Here is a 17,594-nt window from a genome sequence, read left to right on the forward strand (position 1 = left end):
CGGGGCTCACTTCAGTGCGTACGCGGCCATGGCGGCCCGTACGGCGGGGGAGAACAGCTCGGGACCCAGCGCGTCGGAGTGGGCGAGGCCCTCGGGGGACAGGCGCAGCAGGCCCTCGGGCGCGCTGTCGTCCAGCCAGCCGCGGTGCGCGAAGCGATCGAGCTCGACGGGGAAGTCGGCGGCCGGGTCCGTACCGAACCGTGCGCGGTAGCCGGCCAGTGCCATGCCCTCGGCCTGGAGGAGCGACTGGAGGAGGTGGCGGCGGCGGGCCTCGTCGGCGTCGACGTGCCGGCCCACCTCCGCGCGGGAGAAGTCCTCCGTGGCGGTGTAGTCGTCGATGATCTGGCGGATCTCGCGCATGTCGACGGCGTAGTCGAAGGAGTAGTGGAGCGCCGAGGTGTACGAACGGGCTCCGCAGCCGAGGCCGATCATGCCGTCGGTCTGGCAGGCGTAGTCGTCGGCCGCCTGCTTCGGGGCGTCCGCCCGGCGGAACATGCGCATCGAGACCTGCTCGTAGCCGTGGGCGAGGAGGTGGTCCCGGCCCTGGCGGTAGAGGCGCAGGCGCTGGGCGTCCCAGGCGGCGTCGGCCTCGGCGCCGAGGCGGCCGAGGCCGGTGAGCGGTCGTACGTACAGGGGGTAGAGGTAGAGCTCCTCGGGCCGCCAGGCGAGCGCCGCGTCGAGCGAGAAGCGCCAGGTGTCGGTGTTCTGGCCCTCGATGCCGTAGATCAGGTCGATGTTGAGCACCGGGATGCGGGCGTCGCGGACGGCGGCGAGGGCCGTCTCGACGTCCGCGCGGCGCTGGGGGCGCACGGCCGCGCGGGCCTCGGACTCGACGAAACTCTGGACGCCGAGGCTGAGGCGGGTCGTGCCGCGGTCGGCGAGCACGGCGAGACGGCCGGGGGTCGCGGTGGCCGGAGACGCCTCGACGGACAGGGGCACGGAGCTCAGGTCCGCGCCCATCCGCTTCTCCGCTATGTCGCAGAGCCGTTCGAGCTCGCCGGGGTCGAGGAAGGTGGGGGTGCCGCCGCCGAACGCGGCGGCGGCGAAACGGGGTTCGCCGTGGCCCAGGGCGTCGCGGACGGCGGTCGCCTGCCGGTCGAGCGCGTCGAGGTAGCGGCCGGTCAGTTCGCCGGGGGCGCCGATCCGGGTGAAGAGGTTGCAGAAGCCGCAGCGGACCTCGCAGAACGGTATGTGGAGGTAGAGGGAGAGGGCGTTCTTGGGCTCGTCCGCCCAGAGGCCGCGGAGGGAGGGACGGTTCTCCAGCTGGCGGTACGCCGTCTTGTGCGGGTAGGCGTAGACGTAACTCTGGTAGGGGCGGGGCGTCGTGGTGCTCATCGGGTGGCCCCTTGGTCGAGGGTGAAGTGGGCGTAGGGGACGGTCCAGACGGCCTCGTGGCCGAGGCGGTGGCCGGTGTAGCCGTCGTCGCCGTACGCCGTGCCGTGGTCGGAACAGACGATGGCGAAGCAGGGGCGGCGATTGCTCGCGGCGGCGAACAGGCGGCCGATGTGCCGGTCGACGTACTCCAGAGCCGCCGCGTGGGTGGCGCGCGAGTCGCCGGCCTCGCGGGTGGCGCCGGGCAGGTGGAACCAGTTCGGCTGGTGCAGCGCGGAGACGTTGACGAACAGGAACAGCCGCTGGTCCGCCGGGAGCCCGGCGACGACCTGCTCGGCCCGGGCGACCTGTTCCTCGAAGGACGTGGGCGAGGCCACGCCGAACTCCGGCTCCCAGTGGCTCTCCTGGAACATCCCCGGCAGCACCGAGCCGAGTGGGCCCTGCCGGTTGAAGAAGCCGACACCGCCGATGCACACGGTGCGGTAGCCGGCGCCCGCGAGGCCGGAGACGAGGTCGGGGGTGTCGAAGACGAAGGTGCGCTCCGCGGTGGTCTCGCTGCCCGCGAAGCGCGCGGCGAACAGCCGGGGGTGGGGCCCCGGCGTGGCGGGCGTGGGCAGGAAGCCCGCGAAGATCGCCTGGTGCGAGGCGTAGGTGAAGCTGCCGGGCGCGTGCCGCTTCTCCCACGCGCCGCCGGGCAGGCGGGCGGCCAGGTGCGGTATGCGGCCGGCGGCGGCGAGCTCGGCGGCGACGTCGTGGCGGAGGGTGTCGAGGGTGACGAGCAGCAGGTCGTGGCTGCCGACGATCTCGTTCATGTCAGGTGATCGCATGGTGGTTCCTTGTCGGGCGCCGCACGAGGGGAGGTACGGCGCGTTGCACGGCGCTCTGGGGAGCGCGTTGTACGGCGGCGACCTGCGCCGCGTAGGTGTCCAGGCCCTCGGCGCCGCTGCCGGGCAGCCCGGTGAGGCGCGGCAGCAGATCGCCGAACGCGTTGACCTCGCCGACGGCGAAGCGGCGCCAGCCGACGGCGGGCAGCAGATCGACACCGACACAGAGGGTGCGCGGGAAGCAGGCCGCTGCCCGCTCGCACACCTCCACGGCCTCCTCCCAGCCGCCACCGGCCGCGGCCATGGCGGCGCGGGCCTCGTCGAGGTCCCCGCGCGCACCGCCGAGATGGAGGTTGGTCATGGGGGAGCGGCTGGTCCGTACGACGGCGTGCGTGGCCCTGCCGCCGACCACGACGACCCGCAGGTCGGCGGCCCGGCCCCGCTGGGCGGCCTTGGGCAGCCAGCGTTCGATGTGGAGGCCGTCCGGTGCGAGCGCGTCCACGATCGCCGCGATCTCGCCTTCGTCCGTACAGCGGCGTACCCGCAGGGAGTTGAAGAGCCGTCCCCGCGGATCGCGCTCCACGGAGGTGGTGGCCCGTACCCGGCCGGGGCCCGCCGTTTCGACGGCCAGCACGCCGGAGGCCGACGAGCCGTGCGCGAGCTTGACGAAGGCACGCGGCATCCGGTGCGCGCGCAGCAGTTCACGTACGTCCGGCCAGCCGCCCACCTCCGGGGCCGTGGCCCCGGAGGTGGGCGAAGGCGGCACGGGTACGCCCGCGTCGTGCAGCACGGCATGGCACAGCCGCTTGTCGAACAGCACCGCCAGCTCGTCGGGGTCGTCGAGCAGGGTGCGGCCCGCCGCCGCCCGGCCCACTTCCCGTACGGCCTCGGTGAACCGCTCGTACCAGCGCGCCGATCCCTCCACCCGGGTGCCGTCGCCGACGCCCCGCAGCAGCCGCTCGACCTCGGGGTCCTCGCCGGGCGAGTCGATCCGTACGGTCTCGCCCGGCCGGAACGAGGCCCGGCCGCCGAGCACGTCGAGCCAGGGGACGACGCGCGCGGCGGGGAGCCCGGCGGCGGCCACGGCCTCCTGGAAGAGCGCGACGCGGCGGTTGGCGGGGTTGCCGACGACCGCGAAGCGCGGCCCCGGGTGCTTGGCGTCACTCGTCGACGGCGACATAGCGGGGTTCGTCTTCCTCGGGATCCCAGTAGTCGGGCCCGTCGAGGTCCAGCCGCACGCCGTGCGGTTCGAGTGCCTTGCGCAGGCGCTGCTGGAGGGGCTCGGTGATGTAGTGGTGGTGCAGGTCCAGCTCGCTCAGGTGCGTGAGCGGCTGGCCGTCGAGCAGGGCCTGCGCGCCGGTGTCGCCGAGGGTGCCCATCGACAGGGCCAGTGAGTCCAGTCGGGCGACGACGGGCGCGGCGGCCACCGCTGCCGCGATCTCGTCCTGGATCTCGCTGTTCTGCACCCCCAGGTGGCGCAGGCGCGGAAGGGCGCCGCCGGACAGCAGGGGCGCGAGGTCGGCCACCGTCGCGTCGCCGCCGTGATGCGTGACCCCCAGCCACAGCTCCAGGCGCTCCAGGGCGGGCAGGCGGGAGGCGCCGACGGCCCGGACGACGGAGCCGGGCAGGCCGCCGGATTCGAAACGCAGCACCCTCAGGGCGTCGTGGCGGACCGGCCGCAGAGCCAGCATGTCCGTGTCGGAGAGCGACTCGCCGCAGCCGCGCACCGTCAGTTCCTCGAGCCGCGGGAATGCCTCAAGACACGGAGTGACGTCGGTCAGTTCCAGCCAGGACACCTCGCACTCTTCGCTGATGACGTCGGCGAGGAAGAGGCCGCGGAGCGCCGGGAAGCGGTCCGCGGCCGCGAGGACCAGGTCCAGGGCGGGGCGCAGGGGCTCGTACTCGTCCTGCCACCACGGGCCGATCACCAGCGCACGGACCCGCGCGCAGTCCACGGAGCCGAGGAAGCGGCGCCACAGCTCGGTGAACGTGTTCTCCTCGTCCCACAGGCAGTCCAGGCGCCAGGCCACGGAGTCCGCGGGCGGAAGGGGCGGCGCGTGCGGGTCGCCTGGCTCGGGCAGGGTGAGGACGGGAAGCCCGTGGAAAATCCCGGGGTGCTCGATGTCGGTCATGGCCGGATCACTCCGCCACGGCGGTGTAGCGGCCTTCGGCGCCGCGGTTGTCCCACGGCTCCAGACGGTCCGACAGGTCGACACCCACGCCGTGGGGCTCCAGGGCGTCGGCCACCCGCTGCCCCATTTCCTCGGAGAGGAAGTGGTGATGCAGATCGAGGTGTTCGAGGTGGGTGAGCGGCTGGCCTTCGAGCAGCGCGGCGGCGCCCTCGTCGCCGAGGGTTCCGTTCGACAGGTCGAGGGTGTCCAGCCGGGCGACGACGGGGGCCGACGCCACGGCCGCGGCGATCTCGTTCTGGATCTCACTGTTGCGCAGCCCCAGGTGGCGCAGCCCGGGGAAGAGGGTGCCGGAGAGCAACGGCGCGAGGTCGGCGGTCTCGGTGTCGCCGCCGTACTCGGAGACGCCGAGCCACAGGTCCAGGTGGTCCAGCGAGGGCAGTTCGCTCTCGGTGACGCCGCGCACGACCTGTGCCGGCAGGCCGCCCGACTCGAAGACGAGCGAGCGCAGCCGCTCGTGCCGCACCGGCGGGAAACGCAGGCCCGGGCCGCCGCGCACACCGAGCTCCAGCAGACGGGGGAAGGCGCTGAGCAGGCCCGTGACGTCGGAATGCTCGATCCAGGAGATCTCGGCCTCCTCCTGGGACAGGTCACCGATGAAGACGGCCTCCAGGGAGGTCAGCCGGTCGGCCGCGGCGATGACCAGGTTGACGGGGTAGCTCGAATCCTTCTCGTACGTCTCGCCCCACTGGCCGATGATCAGCGCGCGTACCCCCGTGGGATCGACGGTCCTCAGGAACGCGTCGAACCTTTCCTCCCAGGGTCCGTCCTCGTCCTCGAACGGATCCACGCAGATGCGCCACGCCGCCGCGCCCGCGGCGGGCAACGACGCCGGGAGGCCGGGACGGAAGTCGACGGCCGGGAGGCCGAGCAGTTCCTGCAGATGGTCCACACCGGACATGACCCTGGTCTCCTGACGCTGTTGACACTGTGCGAGCGACTGACGTGCGAAAGGTTTATCAAGCGGCACTGACAATCCCGTGAGCGGGTTCTTTTCCGCAGGTCAGGCGCGATTGTCAGACCCGGGCCGTAGCGTTTTCCACGTGGTCGGCACAGGGTGTGCGGCCCGGGAGGGGAGACAGCCATGTACCGGCAAGGGGACGTACTGATCGTGCCGTTGGACGGATCGGCGGTGCCGGCGCATCTGGCGGACGCCTCAGGTGAACGGCGCGACGCGCGAGGCCGGCTGGTGCTCGCGCTGGGCGAAGTCACCGGGCACGCGCACGCGGTGCAGGGACCCGGCAGGCTGCTGCGGGAGGCGGGTCCCCTCGATCCGATGCTGCTCCATCTGCCCGAGGGCGGACGGGTCGTGCACGAGGAGCACGCGGCGATACCGCTGCCCAAGGGCTGGTACCGGGTGGTGCGCCAGCGCGAGTACGTACCGGGATCGGTCCGCATCGTCGCGGACTGAGGACGCGGAACCAGGGACGCGGGACCACGGGCACGAAACCACGGGCCAGGGATCAGGGATCAGGGGACAGGGAATTCGATGCAGCATGTGAACACTTGGCGGGCCGTCGCGGCGGCGACCGGTGCGGCGGACCGCGCGGCCGCGGAGGAGGGCGTGCGGCTCGCCTACCGCACGGCGGGACTGGCGGAGCCGGAGCGGATCGTCTGGGCCGCCTCGCCCAAGGCGGCGGTCGAGGCCGTCGAACGGCTCACCGGTGCGGGACGCTCGGTGCGCGACGAGGTGCGCACCGGGCCGTGGGCCGAGGAACGGCGCCGTCTGCACGACGAGTTGGGGCCGGCGGGCTGGGCCGACCTGTGGTCCGCCACCGGGGCCCAGCTGTGGGACACCACCAGGGAACTGGCAGAGCGGATACGGACCGGAGTCGTCGCCGGGCTCATGGAGCGGCCGGAGGACGAGTCCGACGTACGGCTGGTCCTGCTCGACGCGGTGCTCGGCCAGCACGACGCCGCCTGGCTCGCGGCGTTCGACGGCCGGGGGGAGCGGCTCGCGGGGCTGGCGCAGGTGGCCAGACACGCGGGCTGGTGGTGGCCGTACGAGAACGCCGTGGTGATCAGCGAGCGGCCGGTGGAGCTGCACCGTGACGAGGCCGGACGGCTCGACCGGGGCGACGGCCCCGCCCTGGCCTTCGCCGACGGGTTCGCGCTGTACGCCTGGCGCGGTATGCCCGTACCGGCGGCGTTCCTCGACGAGTTGACGTCGTTGACGCCCGCGCGCATCCGGGCCGAGGAGAACGCCGAGCTGCGGCGCGTGATGCTGGAGCACTACGGCTACGACCGCTACCTCGCCGAATCGGACGCCCAGCCCGTCCACCGCGACGATACCGGCGTCCTCTGGCGCATAGCCCTGCGGGGTGACGAGGACGTGGTGATGGTCGAGGTGGTCAACTCCACGCCCGAGCCGGACGGCACACACCGTACGTACTGGCTGCGCGTGCCGCCCGGGACGAGGACGGCGAAGGAAGGGGTGGCCTGGACGTTCGGTCTCGGCCAGGAGGCGTACGAACCGGTGCGTCAGACCTGAGAAAAGCCTGCGCGGGCTCCAGGGAGGGACAGCGGCGCCAGGTGCCCCAAGGAGCTTCAGGGGCTCTCTGGGAGGAGAGGAGGCCGCCTGGTCCGATCAAGGGTCCGTGCTGCCCTCCGTCGTGCAGGCGTGGGCGTCCGCCCGCGCGCCCGGGCGGGCGCACTCCTCCAGTTCCCGGTCGGTGAGGCGCCCGTGCAGGAGCCCGCTGACGTACGCGTCCCCGGCGCCGTTGGAGTCCACCACCGGGCCGGGCGGCACGGTCGCGGGGACCGGGTGCGGGGTGCGGCTGCCGTCCCGCGTCAGCAGGTACGAGCCGGCCGTGGCCACCAGGGCCCGGGCGCGGCCCTCGCGCAGGATGTCCCGCGTCCCGGAGGCGATCCGTTCGCCGGCGCCCGCCGCACTGAGGAACACCAGGTCGCAGCGGAGGGTGAACTCCTTGTGGTGGCCGGTGAGTCCGTCCCAGTCGTGCAGATCGGTCGAGAGCGGGACGCCGAGCTCATGGATGTCGTCGAGCAGGCGCCGGGCGAAGTTCATGACGGACAGATGGACATGCCCGGTCCGCCGCAGGCGGGGGAGGCAGAAGTCGCGGGGCATCCGCAGACCGTCGGGATCGCGGGCGTCGTAGAAGGACATCCGGCGGCCCGTCGAGCTGCCGACGAGGTTCACCGCCCGGCGGGTGCCCGCGGGCGAGACCAGCGGTTCGAAATCGACACCGCCCTTGGCGAGCCGCTCTCCGACCTGCCCGCCGGCCCGGTCGTCACCGAGGAAGTCGATGAACTTCACTTCGAGCCCAAGAGCCCGGCAGCCCAGCGCGACATTGCCTCCGGTGTGGCCCGGCCACTCGCGGACGGGTGGCACGCCGATCGAGTCGGTGAGCGGTACGGGCAGCGAGTCGACTCGTACGACCGTGTCCACCCCGCTGCCGCCGACCACCAGGACGTAGCACCTCGCGCGTTCGGACCGCTGTTCCGGCACCGCATCCCCTTCCGGTTCCGCTGGGCGCGATATGGCTGGTGGGGAGAGGTGGCAGGGCTGGAGCGGTGACAGCGCTGGAGTGGTGCGATCGGTCCGGTGGCGACCGGTGCTGGGATGGCCTCCTGACTCCGGAAGGACCAACTCCATGTCCGTACGTACGGCATCGGCGGCATCGGCGGCGTCCACGCCCGCCACGTCTGCCGCGTCCGCCATCTTCCCCTCGTCGTTCCTCTCGCCGGTCGCGTCCCGAGCCCTCACCGCCGTCGTACTCACCGGCGGACTGCTGGTGATCGGCGGCGCCGCACCCGCCATGGCGGCGCCACCGTCCGCCCCCGCGACCGTCCTCCCGGCAGCCGCGCCCGCTGCCCCTGCCGCTGCTGCCGCCACCGTCTCCGTGAGCGGCGACGGCAGAGCCTCGGCCGCCCCCGACATCGCTGTCCTCACCGCCGGGGTCGAGACGACGGAACCCACCGCGAAGCGGGCGTTGGCCGCCCAGTCCGCGGCCGCCGACGCGCTGCTCGCCGCCGTGCGCGAGCAGGGCATCGACGACAGCGACGTACGGACCGAGAGCCTCTCCCTGAACGCCGTCCACCAGCACACCGACCGGGGGGCCTCGAAGCCGACCGGCTACCAGGCGGGCCAGTCCTTCTCCATCACGATCCGGGACATCGGCAGGACCGGCGCGGTCATGGAAGCCGTGACCGACGCGACGGGTGACGCGGGCCGGATCAACGGCGTCGCCTTCGACGTGGCCGACCCGTCCGCCCTGCGCGCCAGGGCCCGCCAGGCCGCACACGCCGAAGCGCGGTCGAAGGCCGAGCAGTACGCGCGGCTCAGCGGCCACAGGCTGGGACGGCTCGTCTCACTGGCGGAGACGGGAGGCGGGGCGCACCGCCCGCTGGACGTGCCCACCGCGGCGTTCAGCGAGGGCAGAGTGCCGGTGGCATCCGGTGAGGTCCAGGAAGAGGTCACCGTCACCGCGGTGTACGAACTGGAGTAATTCATCCGGGGCGCGGCACGCGTCGTCGTGCCGCTGCCGCTGTTCCTGGCGATCGGACCGGTCTTCTACGCGCGGGGCGCGAAGACGCGGCGCTCCAAGGGATGAGCGATCCGGTTACGGGATAGCGTGCGCGGCATGGGTGATGCGTACGTGTGGGTGGCCGATCTGGACGCCCGGCCGGAGGAAGCCGCCGTGCTCGCCGGCCGGGTCGTGGACTGGCTGGAGCACCGGGGCATCGTCCGGGGCGAGCTGACGAGCTGCCTGCCCGGCGACGGACTCGGCAGGCCACCGGGACCGCACGCCGCGCACGCCGTCACCGAGGACGCGGTGCCGACGGGCGCGGCGTGCGGCGTGGTCATGGAGATCGAGCGCCGGGTGTACACGGGCGCGGGCCTCTGGACCGCCACCTGCCCGCACTGCGGTGCCAAGACAGAGCACGCGGACAGCGGCCCCGACATGTGGACGCCCTCATGGGCCCCGCTGTTCGACGACCTGTACGCCTGGTTCGGCGGTACGGGCCCGGGCAGCGGGACCTGTGTGCGCTGCGGTGAGCGGGCCGACTTCCTCGCGTGGCGGATGGATCCGCCGGTCGCGGTCGCGCACCTGGGGCTGGTGCTGTGGAACTGGCCGCCGCCGGCCGAGCCGTTCCTGACGGAACTCTCCGGGGTGCTGGGCGGACACCGGCTGGTGACCGCGAGGACCACCGTCTGACGAACCGCTGCCGGGTCCTGCGGGGCTGTTCCCCTGCCCGCCCCTTCCCGCGGTGACATGGCGCGGCCCTCACCGGGAAATCCAGCCCGTACGGGGTTTCGAGGACACCCCGGAGGGCGTCCGGGGGCCAGGGGCGTGCTGTGCTCCCCGTTCGGCAAGGGGCGGGTCGGGGGAAAGCGCCCCCAGGTACTACCGCGCGGCGGCCGCGGCTGCCGCGGTCCGTCGTCAGCAGAGCCACCACGGCCTCCCGGACGGGAGCGGCACCGGGCCGCCGTTCACCGGGCGGCGGAGCCGGCCGTACGCCGTCCACCCGTTCCGCGGCCTCCAGGAGGCCCAGCGGTACTTCGACGTGCACGGGCCGGGGCCGCTCGGTGCGGAAGAGGGTGAAGGCCCGCGCCACCGCCGCACCGATCTCCTCGACCGCCGACACCCGGTGGCTGAAGGCGACGACCCCGCGCAGCGCCTCCTTCTGGCCGCGCATCTCGTGCAGCATGCCGGTCGGCTGATGCCGACCTCGGCGGCCCTGCGCCACAGGTCCCAGGACGTCTCGGTGTCCGCCTCGCCCACGGCGCGTCCCCGGGGCCTGATCTCCTCACGCGCGAAGGTGCGGGTGAGTTCGACCATGTCGCGCTGCTCCGCGCTGAGCGGAACGGGATCGGTGGGGAGGCCGAGCATGGGCGCCTCCAGGCACGACGACGGTGTCTCCACGGCAGGTTGACTGAACCATCAGTCAGTGTCTGGAGCCGGGCGGGCCCCGGTCGACGAGATCCGTCACTGAACCATCGATCAGTTCAAGCCAGGCTGTGCGACCTGTTCCGCGCGCGCTTCCGCGACCTGTTCCGCACTCGCTCCCGCGACAATCTCGTCCCGCACTGTCGGACCCGGCGCACATAATGGAAAAGAGAACTGAGCCCCTGGAGGTCCTGTGACCGGTGCTGACGCCCTGCCGCCGCTGCGATCCCGGCTGCGTGCACTGCGGACCGCCGCTTTCGGCGCGGATCCGGCGGGAGAGCGGATGGAGCGCATCCGCCGCTCGCCCCACTTCGCCGACGGGGTCTTCCAGAACCCGGTGAGTGCCGGGCCGAGGGCCTCCGCGACGACTCTGGAATTCGCGAAGCTCTACTTCCGCAAGGAGGAGCGGCGCCGTAGGTCTCCTGTCGGGCCAGTGCCTCTCCACGCCACGACCCTCGCCGATCTGGCCCAGCCTCCGGCCACGGGGCTGCGTCTCACCTGGATGGGTCATTCGAGCGTGCTCGCCGAAATCGACGGGCGGCGCGTGCTCTTCGATCCGGTGTGGGGGCAGCGCTGCTCCCCCTTCGCCTTCGCGGGGCCCAAGCGGCTGCATCCCGTTCCCGTGCCGTTGGCCTCCCTCGGTCCCGTCGACGCCGTGGTGATCTCCCACGACCACTACGACCACCTGGACATGCCCACCATCCGTGCCCTCGCGGGCACCGGCACGGTCTTCGTGGTGCCGCTCGGCGTCGGCGCCCACCTGGAACGCTGGGGCGTGCCCGCCGACCGGATGCGCGAGCTCGACTGGAACGAGACGGCGAAGATCGCCGGACTCGGCCTGACCGCCACCCCCGCCCGCCACTTCTGCGGCCGCGGCCTGCGCAACCAGCAGCACACCCTCTGGGCCTCCTGGGCCGTCGCGGGGCCGGAGCACCGGATCTACCACAGCGGCGACACCGGTTACTTCGAAGGCTTCAGGGACATCGGCGCCGAGCACGGCCCGTTCGACGCGACCATGATCCAGATCGGTGCTTACAGTGAGTACTGGCCGGACATCCACATGACCCCTGAGCAGGGGATCCGCACCCATCTCGACTTGCAGGGCGGGCAGCCGCTCGGGGTGATGCTGCCGATCCACTGGGGCACGTTCAACCTGGCTTTCCATCCGTGGGCGGAGCCGGCCGAACGGACCATGTTCGCCGCGCACGAGGCCGGTGTGGCCACTGCCGCGCCCCGGCCGGGGGAGCCGTTCCAGCCGGCCGACAGGCCGGCGGTGACTCCGTGGTGGCGGTCGGTGGCCGGACCCGTCGAGGGCGGCTGGCCTGTCTGGCCGCCGGTGGAGTCGGCCCAGTTGGACCTCGCGGCCGACTGAGTGCCGCGGGCCACAAGTCCCGGTGATCCGCGGCGGCCGGTCTGCGAGCCCGGCTGGAACACTTCCGGGGTGACGGCCGGAAGGGCGCCATTCCCATACGACGGCACCGGCTCGGCGGTGGAGGCCCCGGGCACCGTGTTCCGGTGTTTCCCCGGCGTACGCGAAAACCGGCTGCGGTCAGCGGCCGGAGCACCGGTGGAAAACACGAAGTCCCCCGCCGCTCGCGCGGTTGGGGACTTTGCTTCCTCCAAGGGTGAATACGTCAATGCGCCGCCTGGTACTTCTCCATCAAGTCGGCCGGGATACGGCCGCGGCTGTTCACCTCAATGCCCTGGCTCTGGGCCCACTCGCGGACCTTGGCCGCATCTGTACCGCCGGACTGCGCGCGCTTGACGATCCGGCGGGCACCACCGCCGTTGACCTTGCGGCCCGCACCCATAAAAGGCCCCAGGACATCCAGTAGTTTCTGGTAGTTGTCCGGTCCCAGGTCGATCTCGTAGTTGACACCGTCCACGCTGAAGGCGTGAGTGGCGATGTCCTCGCCCTCGGTTCCGGTGAGATCGTCGGTATAGATCGTTACGGTGCGCTGAACCATCGAAGTAGTCCCTTTCCTGTTTGTGGAAAATAGCCTACTCGCCGTGGCGAGAGCCAGTCACCTGATGCCTTGCCCGAAGTTACGGACTGCCCGCCACTCAAGCGGGATGTAATGCCCAAATGGGACGGTCTTGCTCTCCGGAAGGTGAATCCAGGCGGTCACTGGTGTCATGGTTGCTCGTAAAAAGAGCGGAGCGTCATTAGCCGTACGGCGGCGTTCTGGGACTCCGCCGGTGGCAAACCGGTGGTCTTCCCTGCCGGGCTTTATGCCGCCTGCTGTTGTGTGCCTGTTTCCATTCCGGGGGCGCTGAATGAATTTCCCCCGTCCGCCCCCCGACCGGCCCCGCGTGCCGTCCCGGAGCGGCCCCGGCCGGAAGTCCGGACGGCCGGGGCCGCTGGGGTCGTGGGTTTTCGGTCTGGCGTGCGAGGTGCCATACCAGAGTGGGGAGCTGTGTGGGCAGGTTCGGCAACTCCCGTCGATCATGAAAGGTTGCCGACTACTGTGTGTGTCCGGTGATCGACATGGGGCCACATCGCCCAGGTTGAGCAGCCCAGACCGGCAGTGGTCGAACAGTCGAACAGACGTAGTGCGTCGATCCCTGGGACCCACGTACCAAGGACACTGATGTCTCAACTCCGCGCACCCGCCGGGCGCGCAGACCGCCGTGAGGGCGGGCGGCACGGACGGCCGGGCGCACGCCCCCACCCCGCGCAGCCGATGCCCGATGCCCATCTGCGCCCTCAGCTCCTGCGTGCCGCCGTGCTTCCGGCCGTCGTGGTCACCCTCAGCGGTGCCGCCGCCGTGCTGTTCACCCTCCGCTCCGCTGCCACCGGGCCGACGCGCGACTTATGGGTCGCGCTCGCCGGGGCCGCGGCCCTCGTCGTCGTCGCGCTGGCGGCGGCCGTCGTGGGCGCCGACCGGGCCGCGAAGACCGTGTCCGACCGCTGCGACGCACTGCGCAGGTCCAGCGCCCGCGGGCAGGCCGACCTGCGCGCGCTCGTCGAGCAGCTGCGGCGCGGCGAGGAGCCGCCCGTCCGGCGCACACCGCCGCCCGGCGCGCAGGGCGGCGACGAGTTCGGCCTGCTGGAACTGGAGCTCGGGCGGGCGCACGAGGCCGCCGTGGGCGCCGTCGTGCAGGTCGCCCAGTTGTCCAGCAGCGCCGACGCGGACCAGAAGGTCGAGGTCTTCGTCAATCTGGCCCGCCGTCTCCAGTCGCTCGTGCACCGCGAGATCCAGCTGCTCGACGAGCTCGAGAACGACGTCGAGGACCCCGACCTGCTCAAGGGCCTCTTCCATGTCGACCACCTGGCCACCCGCATCCGCAGGCACGCGGAGAACCTCGCCGTTCTCGGCGGCGCGGTCTCCCGGCGCCAGTGGAGCAACCCGGTGACCATGACGGAGGTACTGCGCTCCTCGATCGCCGAAGTCGAGCAGTACTCACGGGTCAAGCTGGTGCCGCCGATCGACGGCACCCTGCGCGGCCACGCCGTCGCCGACGTCATCCACCTCCTCGCCGAACTCGTCGAGAACGCCACGGTGTTCTCCGCCCCGCACACCACCGTGCTGCTCCGCGCCCAGCACGTCACGGCGGGCCTGGCCATCGAGGTCGAGGACCGGGGCCTGGGCATGCCCGTCACCGAGCAGAACAAGATGAACGCCCTGCTCCACGACCCGGACAACGTCGACGTCGGCCACCTTCTCCAGGACGGGCGCATCGGCCTCTTCGTGGTGTCCGCGCTGGCTCGCAGACACGGCATCACCGTCCGCCTCCAGGCCAACATCTACGGCGGTGTCCAGGCCGTACTCGTCCTGCCCCAGGGGCTGTTGGGCGGGGACGACCAGGACGGTCTCGCGCGGGTGGCGACCGCCGGGACGCGGCAGGAGACTCCGGCTCCCGCACCGGCGCCGGGCGCCCCCGCACCCGCGCCCGCCGCCCCCCAGGCCCCCGCTCACCTGACCGGAGCCCACGGCAACGCACCGCTCCCGGTGCGCGGCGACCGGGAGGACCGGCCGACCCCGGCCGCCGCCCACCCGGGCGTCAACCGTTCCACCGCGCCCGCGTTCCCCCTCGAACCTGTCCCCGCGCAGCCGCAGTCGCAGCCGCCCGCGGACGGATACGGGAGCGGCACGGTGAGCGGCCGCCCCCGGCTGCCCAGGCGCCGCAGCCAGGAAAACCTGGTGCCCGAGCTGAGAGAGGCCCCCGCCGCACGCCAGGAGGACGACCACCCCGCCCTCCACGACCCGGGTCTGATGGCGGCCTTCCAGCGAGGCATCGGCCTGGCGGAGGCACAGCCGGACCCGCACCTCTTCCCACAGCCGGACCCGGCCCCGGACTGGGCACCGGCACCGGACTGGGCACCGGCCCCCCAGCAGCCGCAGCCGTACCACCCGCGAGGGGAGGGTGCGGGCTGACCGCACCCCTCGTCCTCCCCGTCCTTCCGTCCCGCGGTACCCCAAGGAGTAGATGCACCATGGCGAGTGATGCGCCGACCGGCCGAGTGTCCGACCTCGACTGGCTGTTGAGCGGCCTGGTCCAGCGTGTTCCCTTCACGCGCCACGCGGTTCTGCTCTCCGCCGACGGCCTGGTGAAGTCGGTCCACGGTCTCGACAACGACAGCGCCGACCACATGGCCGCCCTCGCCTCCGGCCTGTACTCGCTCGGCCGCAGCGCGGGCGCCCGTTTCGGTGACGCAGGCGAGGTCCGCCAGATCGTCGTGGAGCTCGACTCCACCCTCCTCTTCGTCTCCACCGCGGGCTCCGGCACCTGTCTCGCGGTACTCGCGGGCCGCGATGCGGACGCGGCGGTGCTGGGCTACGAGATGGCGATGCTCGTCAAGAGCGTACGGCCGTACCTGGCGACACCGGCCAGGCAGAGGGCGGGCGCACCGAGCGCCACGGGATTCTGAGGGTGCCGCCCTCGCAGGACGTGCCGTGGCTCGACGACGCGGCCGGCCGGCTCGTCCGCCCGTACGCGGTGAGCGACGGCCGCACCCGTCCCACCACCGCCCTCGACCTGCTGTCCATGGTGCGGGCCACCGGAGTGGAGCCGCTGATGCACCTCGGGCCCGAGCACGCCCAGGCACTCGGGCTGTGCGCACGTCCCACCTCGGTGGCGGAGATCGCGGCGTACCTGCGGCTCCCCGTGGCCGTCACCAAGGTGCTGCTGTCCGACCTGGTCGGCTGCGGAGCGCTCACCACCCATGCCCCCCGCTTCGACGACCAGCCCACCGACCTATCCCTGCTGGAGGCAGTGCTCGATGGCCTACGACGACGGCTCTGATCTGTTTCCCACCGCACTCAAGATCCTCGTCGCGGGCGGGTTCGGCGTCGGCAAGACGACCTTTGTGGGAGCGGTCAGCGAGATCGCACCGCTGAGCACGGAAGAACTGCTCACCCAGCTGAGCGTCGGGACCGACCGGCTGGAAGGTGTCGAGGACAAGTCCACGACGACCGTCGCCATGGACTTCGGCCGGATGACTCTCGACGACCGGCACGTGCTGTACCTCTTCGGCACCCCCGGACAGGAGCGCTTCTGGTTCATGTGGGACGAACTCTCCAAGGGCGCTCTCGGCGCCGTGGTGCTCGCCGACACCCGCCGCCTCCAGGACTGCTTCGCGGCCCTCGACTTCTTCGAGCGGCGCGGCATCGAGTTCGTCGTGGCCGTCAACGAGTTCGACGGCGCCCACCGCTACGCACCGGAGGAAGTGCGGGCCGCGCTCGACCTCGGCCACGAGATCCCCGTCGTGCTGTGCGACGCCCGTGTCGCCGCCTCGGGGATCAACGCGCTGGTCACCCTCGTCCGGCACCTCCTCACCCTCACCCCGGCCCTGCCGAGTTACGGAGCACCCACATGACCCACCACAGGATCGGCCCCCTGCTGCTTCCCCCCGCCGACCCCCAGGCGCCCGCCCGTGTCCAGCGGCTCCACCAGCTCGGGCTGGGCGACCGGGCCGTGCCCGCGTTCGACGCGTTCGCCGACCGGCTCGCGGAGGTGACCGGCGCGCCGTACTCCATGGTCAACTTCATCGACGAGAACCGGCAGTTCTTCGCCGGACTGCACACCCCGGCCGGCACGCACAGCGGTACCGACCTGGGCACGGTGGCCGCGACGAGCCTCATCGGCCGGTTCCTCGCCCGCGACCACGGCTACTGCCCGCATGTCGTCGCGCGGCGCAAGGCGCTCGTCCTGGAGGACGTCTGCGACTACCCGCGGTTCGCGGGCAACCCGGTCGTCGACGAGATCGGTATCCGGTCGTACATGGGCGCGCCCGTCATCGACCGTACGGACATCCTGCTCGGCACCGTCTGTGTCGTCGACACCGAGCCGCGCCAGTGGGGGCGGGCGGGACTGGAGACGATCAAGGCGATGGCCGCGGAGCTGGCCGAACTGATCCGGCGCCGGGAGGACGGCGGGATCTGGCTCTGACGGAGGTCCGCACACCGCACACAGTGCACAGCACACGGCACAGCGCACACGCCGCGCGGTGACGTCATACGTTCGCGGCCGATCCGTCGGGGAAGCCCAGCCGGACCGATCCGGCCACGACCTCGACCGTGACGGCCTCGCGCAGCGCCTGGGGGTGGACCGTGTCCCGGGACAGCGCGATCAGGGACACCTGGACGCTGTGCTCGCCCGGATGGGCGCCGAGCCGCAGATACGGTGTCGCGGAGTGCGGACACGTACGCGTTGGCCTGTACGTCGCGCCAGACCGCGGCCTCCTCCCCGTCCCAGCCGTACAGCGCCACGACCGCACTGGTCAGGCCGTCGGCCGTACGGGCCAGGGCCCAGCCGGGGCCCGTTTCCGCCCGGGGGCGCACGGACCCCGCCACCGCGTGGCCGCCCTCGCGTACGCCCGCCCCTTCCGGGGCCTCCACCCGGTGGGCGCGTACCTCCCACGGCCCGTACAGCACGCCGGCCGTGTCGATACGGAACTCCCGCTCGTCGCCGGGAAGGTGTGCGACGTGCAGGAGGAGGCGGTACGCCCCGCGCAGTCGCCGGGGTTGATCCGGCGGCGGCGTGAAGGGGTGCCGTCGGGCGCGAGGAGCGCGAGATGGTTGTCGACGGCGCGCGTCCAGGCGTGCGCGGCGGCGTCGGCACCGTGGAGTAGCCGAACTTCGCATAGTGCGGATCGTCCTCGGCGTCGCCGGTGAGTGGATTGTGGTCGCTGCCGTGGTTGACGAGGCGCACGATGCCGTCGTGGCGGGGGTGACCGAGCGCGGCGGCGCGTACGCGGGTCCGCAGGTCTTCGTGGACCCGTGGGGTGCCGTTGAGCGCTCGGGACGCCGTGGCCGGGAAGACCTCCACACGGCGGGCGACCGCCTCCAGCGTCACATGGGCCGGTGACTCCCATGCACTCGACTCGACCCCCGTGG

19 protein-coding genes and 2 pseudogenes are annotated in these 17,594 nt (G+C 72.3%); 11 read left to right on the top strand and 10 right to left on the bottom strand.

What is annotated here, in order from left to right; translation table 11 throughout:
* Positions 1–6: 6 nt before the first annotated feature.
* From ABD374_RS29620 to ABD374_RS29640, 5 genes are read right to left on the bottom strand one after another with little or no spacing between them, the layout of a single operon-like run.
* Entirely contained in the window at positions 7–1,335 is a 1,329-nt protein-coding gene (locus tag ABD374_RS29620) for an STM4012 family radical SAM protein (RefSeq protein ID WP_344499359.1), read from the bottom strand.
* Positions 1,332–2,144, bottom strand: coding sequence for an STM4013/SEN3800 family hydrolase (locus ABD374_RS29625; RefSeq protein ID WP_344499429.1), 813 nt, complete (start codon positions 2,142–2,144; stop codon positions 1,332–1,334). The genes ABD374_RS29620 and ABD374_RS29625 overlap by 4 nt, the downstream gene beginning before the upstream one ends.
* A 1-nt stretch (position 2,145) precedes the next feature.
* Positions 2,146–3,336, bottom strand: a complete 1,191-nt coding sequence (locus ABD374_RS29630; RefSeq protein ID WP_344499361.1) for an STM4014 family protein — start codon at positions 3,334–3,336, stop codon at positions 2,146–2,148.
* Entirely contained in the window at positions 3,317–4,288 is a 972-nt protein-coding gene (locus ABD374_RS29635; RefSeq protein ID WP_344499363.1) for an STM4015 family protein, read from the bottom strand. The genes ABD374_RS29630 and ABD374_RS29635 overlap by 20 nt, the downstream gene beginning before the upstream one ends.
* A gap of 7 nt (positions 4,289–4,295) precedes the next feature.
* Positions 4,296–5,246 (bottom strand): STM4015 family protein, encoded by a 951-nt coding sequence (locus ABD374_RS29640; protein WP_344499365.1) that lies wholly within the window; start codon positions 5,244–5,246, stop codon positions 4,296–4,298.
* A gap of 183 nt (positions 5,247–5,429) precedes the next feature.
* On the opposite strand from ABD374_RS29640, the gene ABD374_RS29645 reads away from it, so the two are divergent.
* Together ABD374_RS29645 and ABD374_RS29650 are read left to right on the top strand one after the other, a co-directional pair.
* Positions 5,430–5,756, top strand: coding sequence for a hypothetical protein (locus tag ABD374_RS29645; RefSeq protein WP_344499367.1), 327 nt, complete (start codon positions 5,430–5,432; stop codon positions 5,754–5,756).
* Positions 5,757–5,834: 78 nt separating this feature from the next.
* On the top strand, positions 5,835–6,836 hold the full coding sequence (locus tag ABD374_RS29650) for a DUF6745 domain-containing protein (protein ID WP_344499369.1): 1,002 nt from the start codon (positions 5,835–5,837) through the stop codon (positions 6,834–6,836).
* 70 nt (positions 6,837–6,906) lie between these two features.
* On the opposite strand, the pseudogene ABD374_RS29655 reads toward ABD374_RS29650, so the two are convergent.
* A pseudogene (locus tag ABD374_RS29655) lies at positions 6,907–7,772 on the bottom strand (carbohydrate kinase family protein); the annotation flags it as partial.
* Positions 7,773–7,956: 184 nt separating this feature from the next.
* Between ABD374_RS29655 and ABD374_RS29660 the strand changes: the two are divergent.
* From ABD374_RS29660 to ABD374_RS29670, 3 genes are all read left to right on the top strand, one after another.
* Positions 7,957–8,811 carry an SIMPL domain-containing protein gene (locus ABD374_RS29660; protein WP_344499373.1) on the top strand — a complete coding sequence of 285 codons (855 nt, stop codon included), beginning with the start codon at positions 7,957–7,959 and terminating at the stop codon, positions 8,809–8,811.
* A gap of 135 nt (positions 8,812–8,946) precedes the next feature.
* Positions 8,947–9,522: a hypothetical protein gene (locus tag ABD374_RS29665; RefSeq protein ID WP_344499375.1), complete on the top strand. Its 576-nt coding sequence runs from the start codon at positions 8,947–8,949 to the stop codon at positions 9,520–9,522.
* Between the two features lie 371 nt (positions 9,523–9,893).
* A complete protein-coding gene (locus tag ABD374_RS29670; protein ID WP_344499435.1) occupies positions 9,894–10,028 on the top strand; it encodes a hypothetical protein in 135 nt (44 codons plus the stop codon).
* A 55-nt stretch (positions 10,029–10,083) separates the two neighbouring features.
* Here ABD374_RS29670 and ABD374_RS29675 read toward each other — a convergent pair.
* Positions 10,084–10,197, bottom strand: a pseudogene (locus ABD374_RS29675) (hypothetical protein); the annotation flags it as partial.
* A 250-nt stretch (positions 10,198–10,447) separates the two neighbouring features.
* On the opposite strand from ABD374_RS29675, the gene ABD374_RS29680 reads away from it, so the two are divergent.
* Positions 10,448–11,626, top strand: coding sequence for an MBL fold metallo-hydrolase (locus tag ABD374_RS29680; protein WP_344499377.1), 1,179 nt, complete (start codon positions 10,448–10,450; stop codon positions 11,624–11,626).
* 262 nt (positions 11,627–11,888) lie between these two features.
* On the opposite strand, the gene ABD374_RS29685 is transcribed toward ABD374_RS29680, so the two are convergent.
* A complete protein-coding gene (locus tag ABD374_RS29685) occupies positions 11,889–12,221 on the bottom strand; it encodes a histone-like nucleoid-structuring protein Lsr2 (protein ID WP_344499379.1) in 333 nt (110 codons plus the stop codon).
* Between the two features lie 624 nt (positions 12,222–12,845).
* Here ABD374_RS29685 and ABD374_RS29690 point away from each other — a divergent pair.
* From ABD374_RS29690 to ABD374_RS29710, 5 genes are read left to right on the top strand one after another with little or no spacing between them, the layout of a single operon-like run.
* Complete coding sequence (locus ABD374_RS29690; RefSeq protein WP_344499381.1) at positions 12,846–14,633, top strand: sensor histidine kinase; 1,788 nt, start codon at positions 12,846–12,848, stop codon at positions 14,631–14,633.
* Between the two features lie 59 nt (positions 14,634–14,692).
* Positions 14,693–15,127: a roadblock/LC7 domain-containing protein gene (locus ABD374_RS29695; protein ID WP_344499383.1), complete on the top strand. Its 435-nt coding sequence runs from the start codon at positions 14,693–14,695 to the stop codon at positions 15,125–15,127.
* A gap of 2 nt (positions 15,128–15,129) precedes the next feature.
* On the top strand, positions 15,130–15,501 hold the full coding sequence (locus ABD374_RS29700; protein ID WP_344499385.1) for a DUF742 domain-containing protein: 372 nt from the start codon (positions 15,130–15,132) through the stop codon (positions 15,499–15,501).
* On the top strand, positions 15,479–16,075 hold the full coding sequence (locus ABD374_RS29705; protein WP_344499387.1) for a GTP-binding protein: 597 nt from the start codon (positions 15,479–15,481) through the stop codon (positions 16,073–16,075). The genes ABD374_RS29700 and ABD374_RS29705 overlap by 23 nt, the downstream gene beginning before the upstream one ends.
* Positions 16,072–16,647 (top strand): GAF domain-containing protein, encoded by a 576-nt coding sequence (locus ABD374_RS29710; RefSeq protein WP_344499389.1) that lies wholly within the window; start codon positions 16,072–16,074, stop codon positions 16,645–16,647. The genes ABD374_RS29705 and ABD374_RS29710 overlap by 4 nt, the downstream gene beginning before the upstream one ends.
* 64 nt (positions 16,648–16,711) lie before the next feature.
* On the opposite strand, the gene ABD374_RS29715 is transcribed toward ABD374_RS29710, so the two are convergent.
* Together ABD374_RS29715 and ABD374_RS29720 are read right to left on the bottom strand one after the other, a co-directional pair.
* The gene (locus ABD374_RS29715) at positions 16,712–16,837 is read right to left on the bottom strand and encodes a hypothetical protein (RefSeq protein WP_344499391.1); all 126 of its coding nucleotides are present in this window, start codon (positions 16,835–16,837) and stop codon (positions 16,712–16,714) included.
* Positions 16,828–17,553: a LacI family DNA-binding transcriptional regulator gene (locus ABD374_RS29720; protein ID WP_344499393.1), complete on the bottom strand. Its 726-nt coding sequence runs from the start codon at positions 17,551–17,553 to the stop codon at positions 16,828–16,830. Before ABD374_RS29720 ends, ABD374_RS29715 begins: the two co-directional genes overlap by 10 nt.
* Positions 17,554–17,594 lie beyond the last annotated feature (41 nt).

This window comes from Streptomyces enissocaesilis (assembly GCF_039533765.1).
Lineage (GTDB): Bacteria > Actinomycetota > Actinomycetes > Streptomycetales > Streptomycetaceae > Streptomyces > Streptomyces enissocaesilis.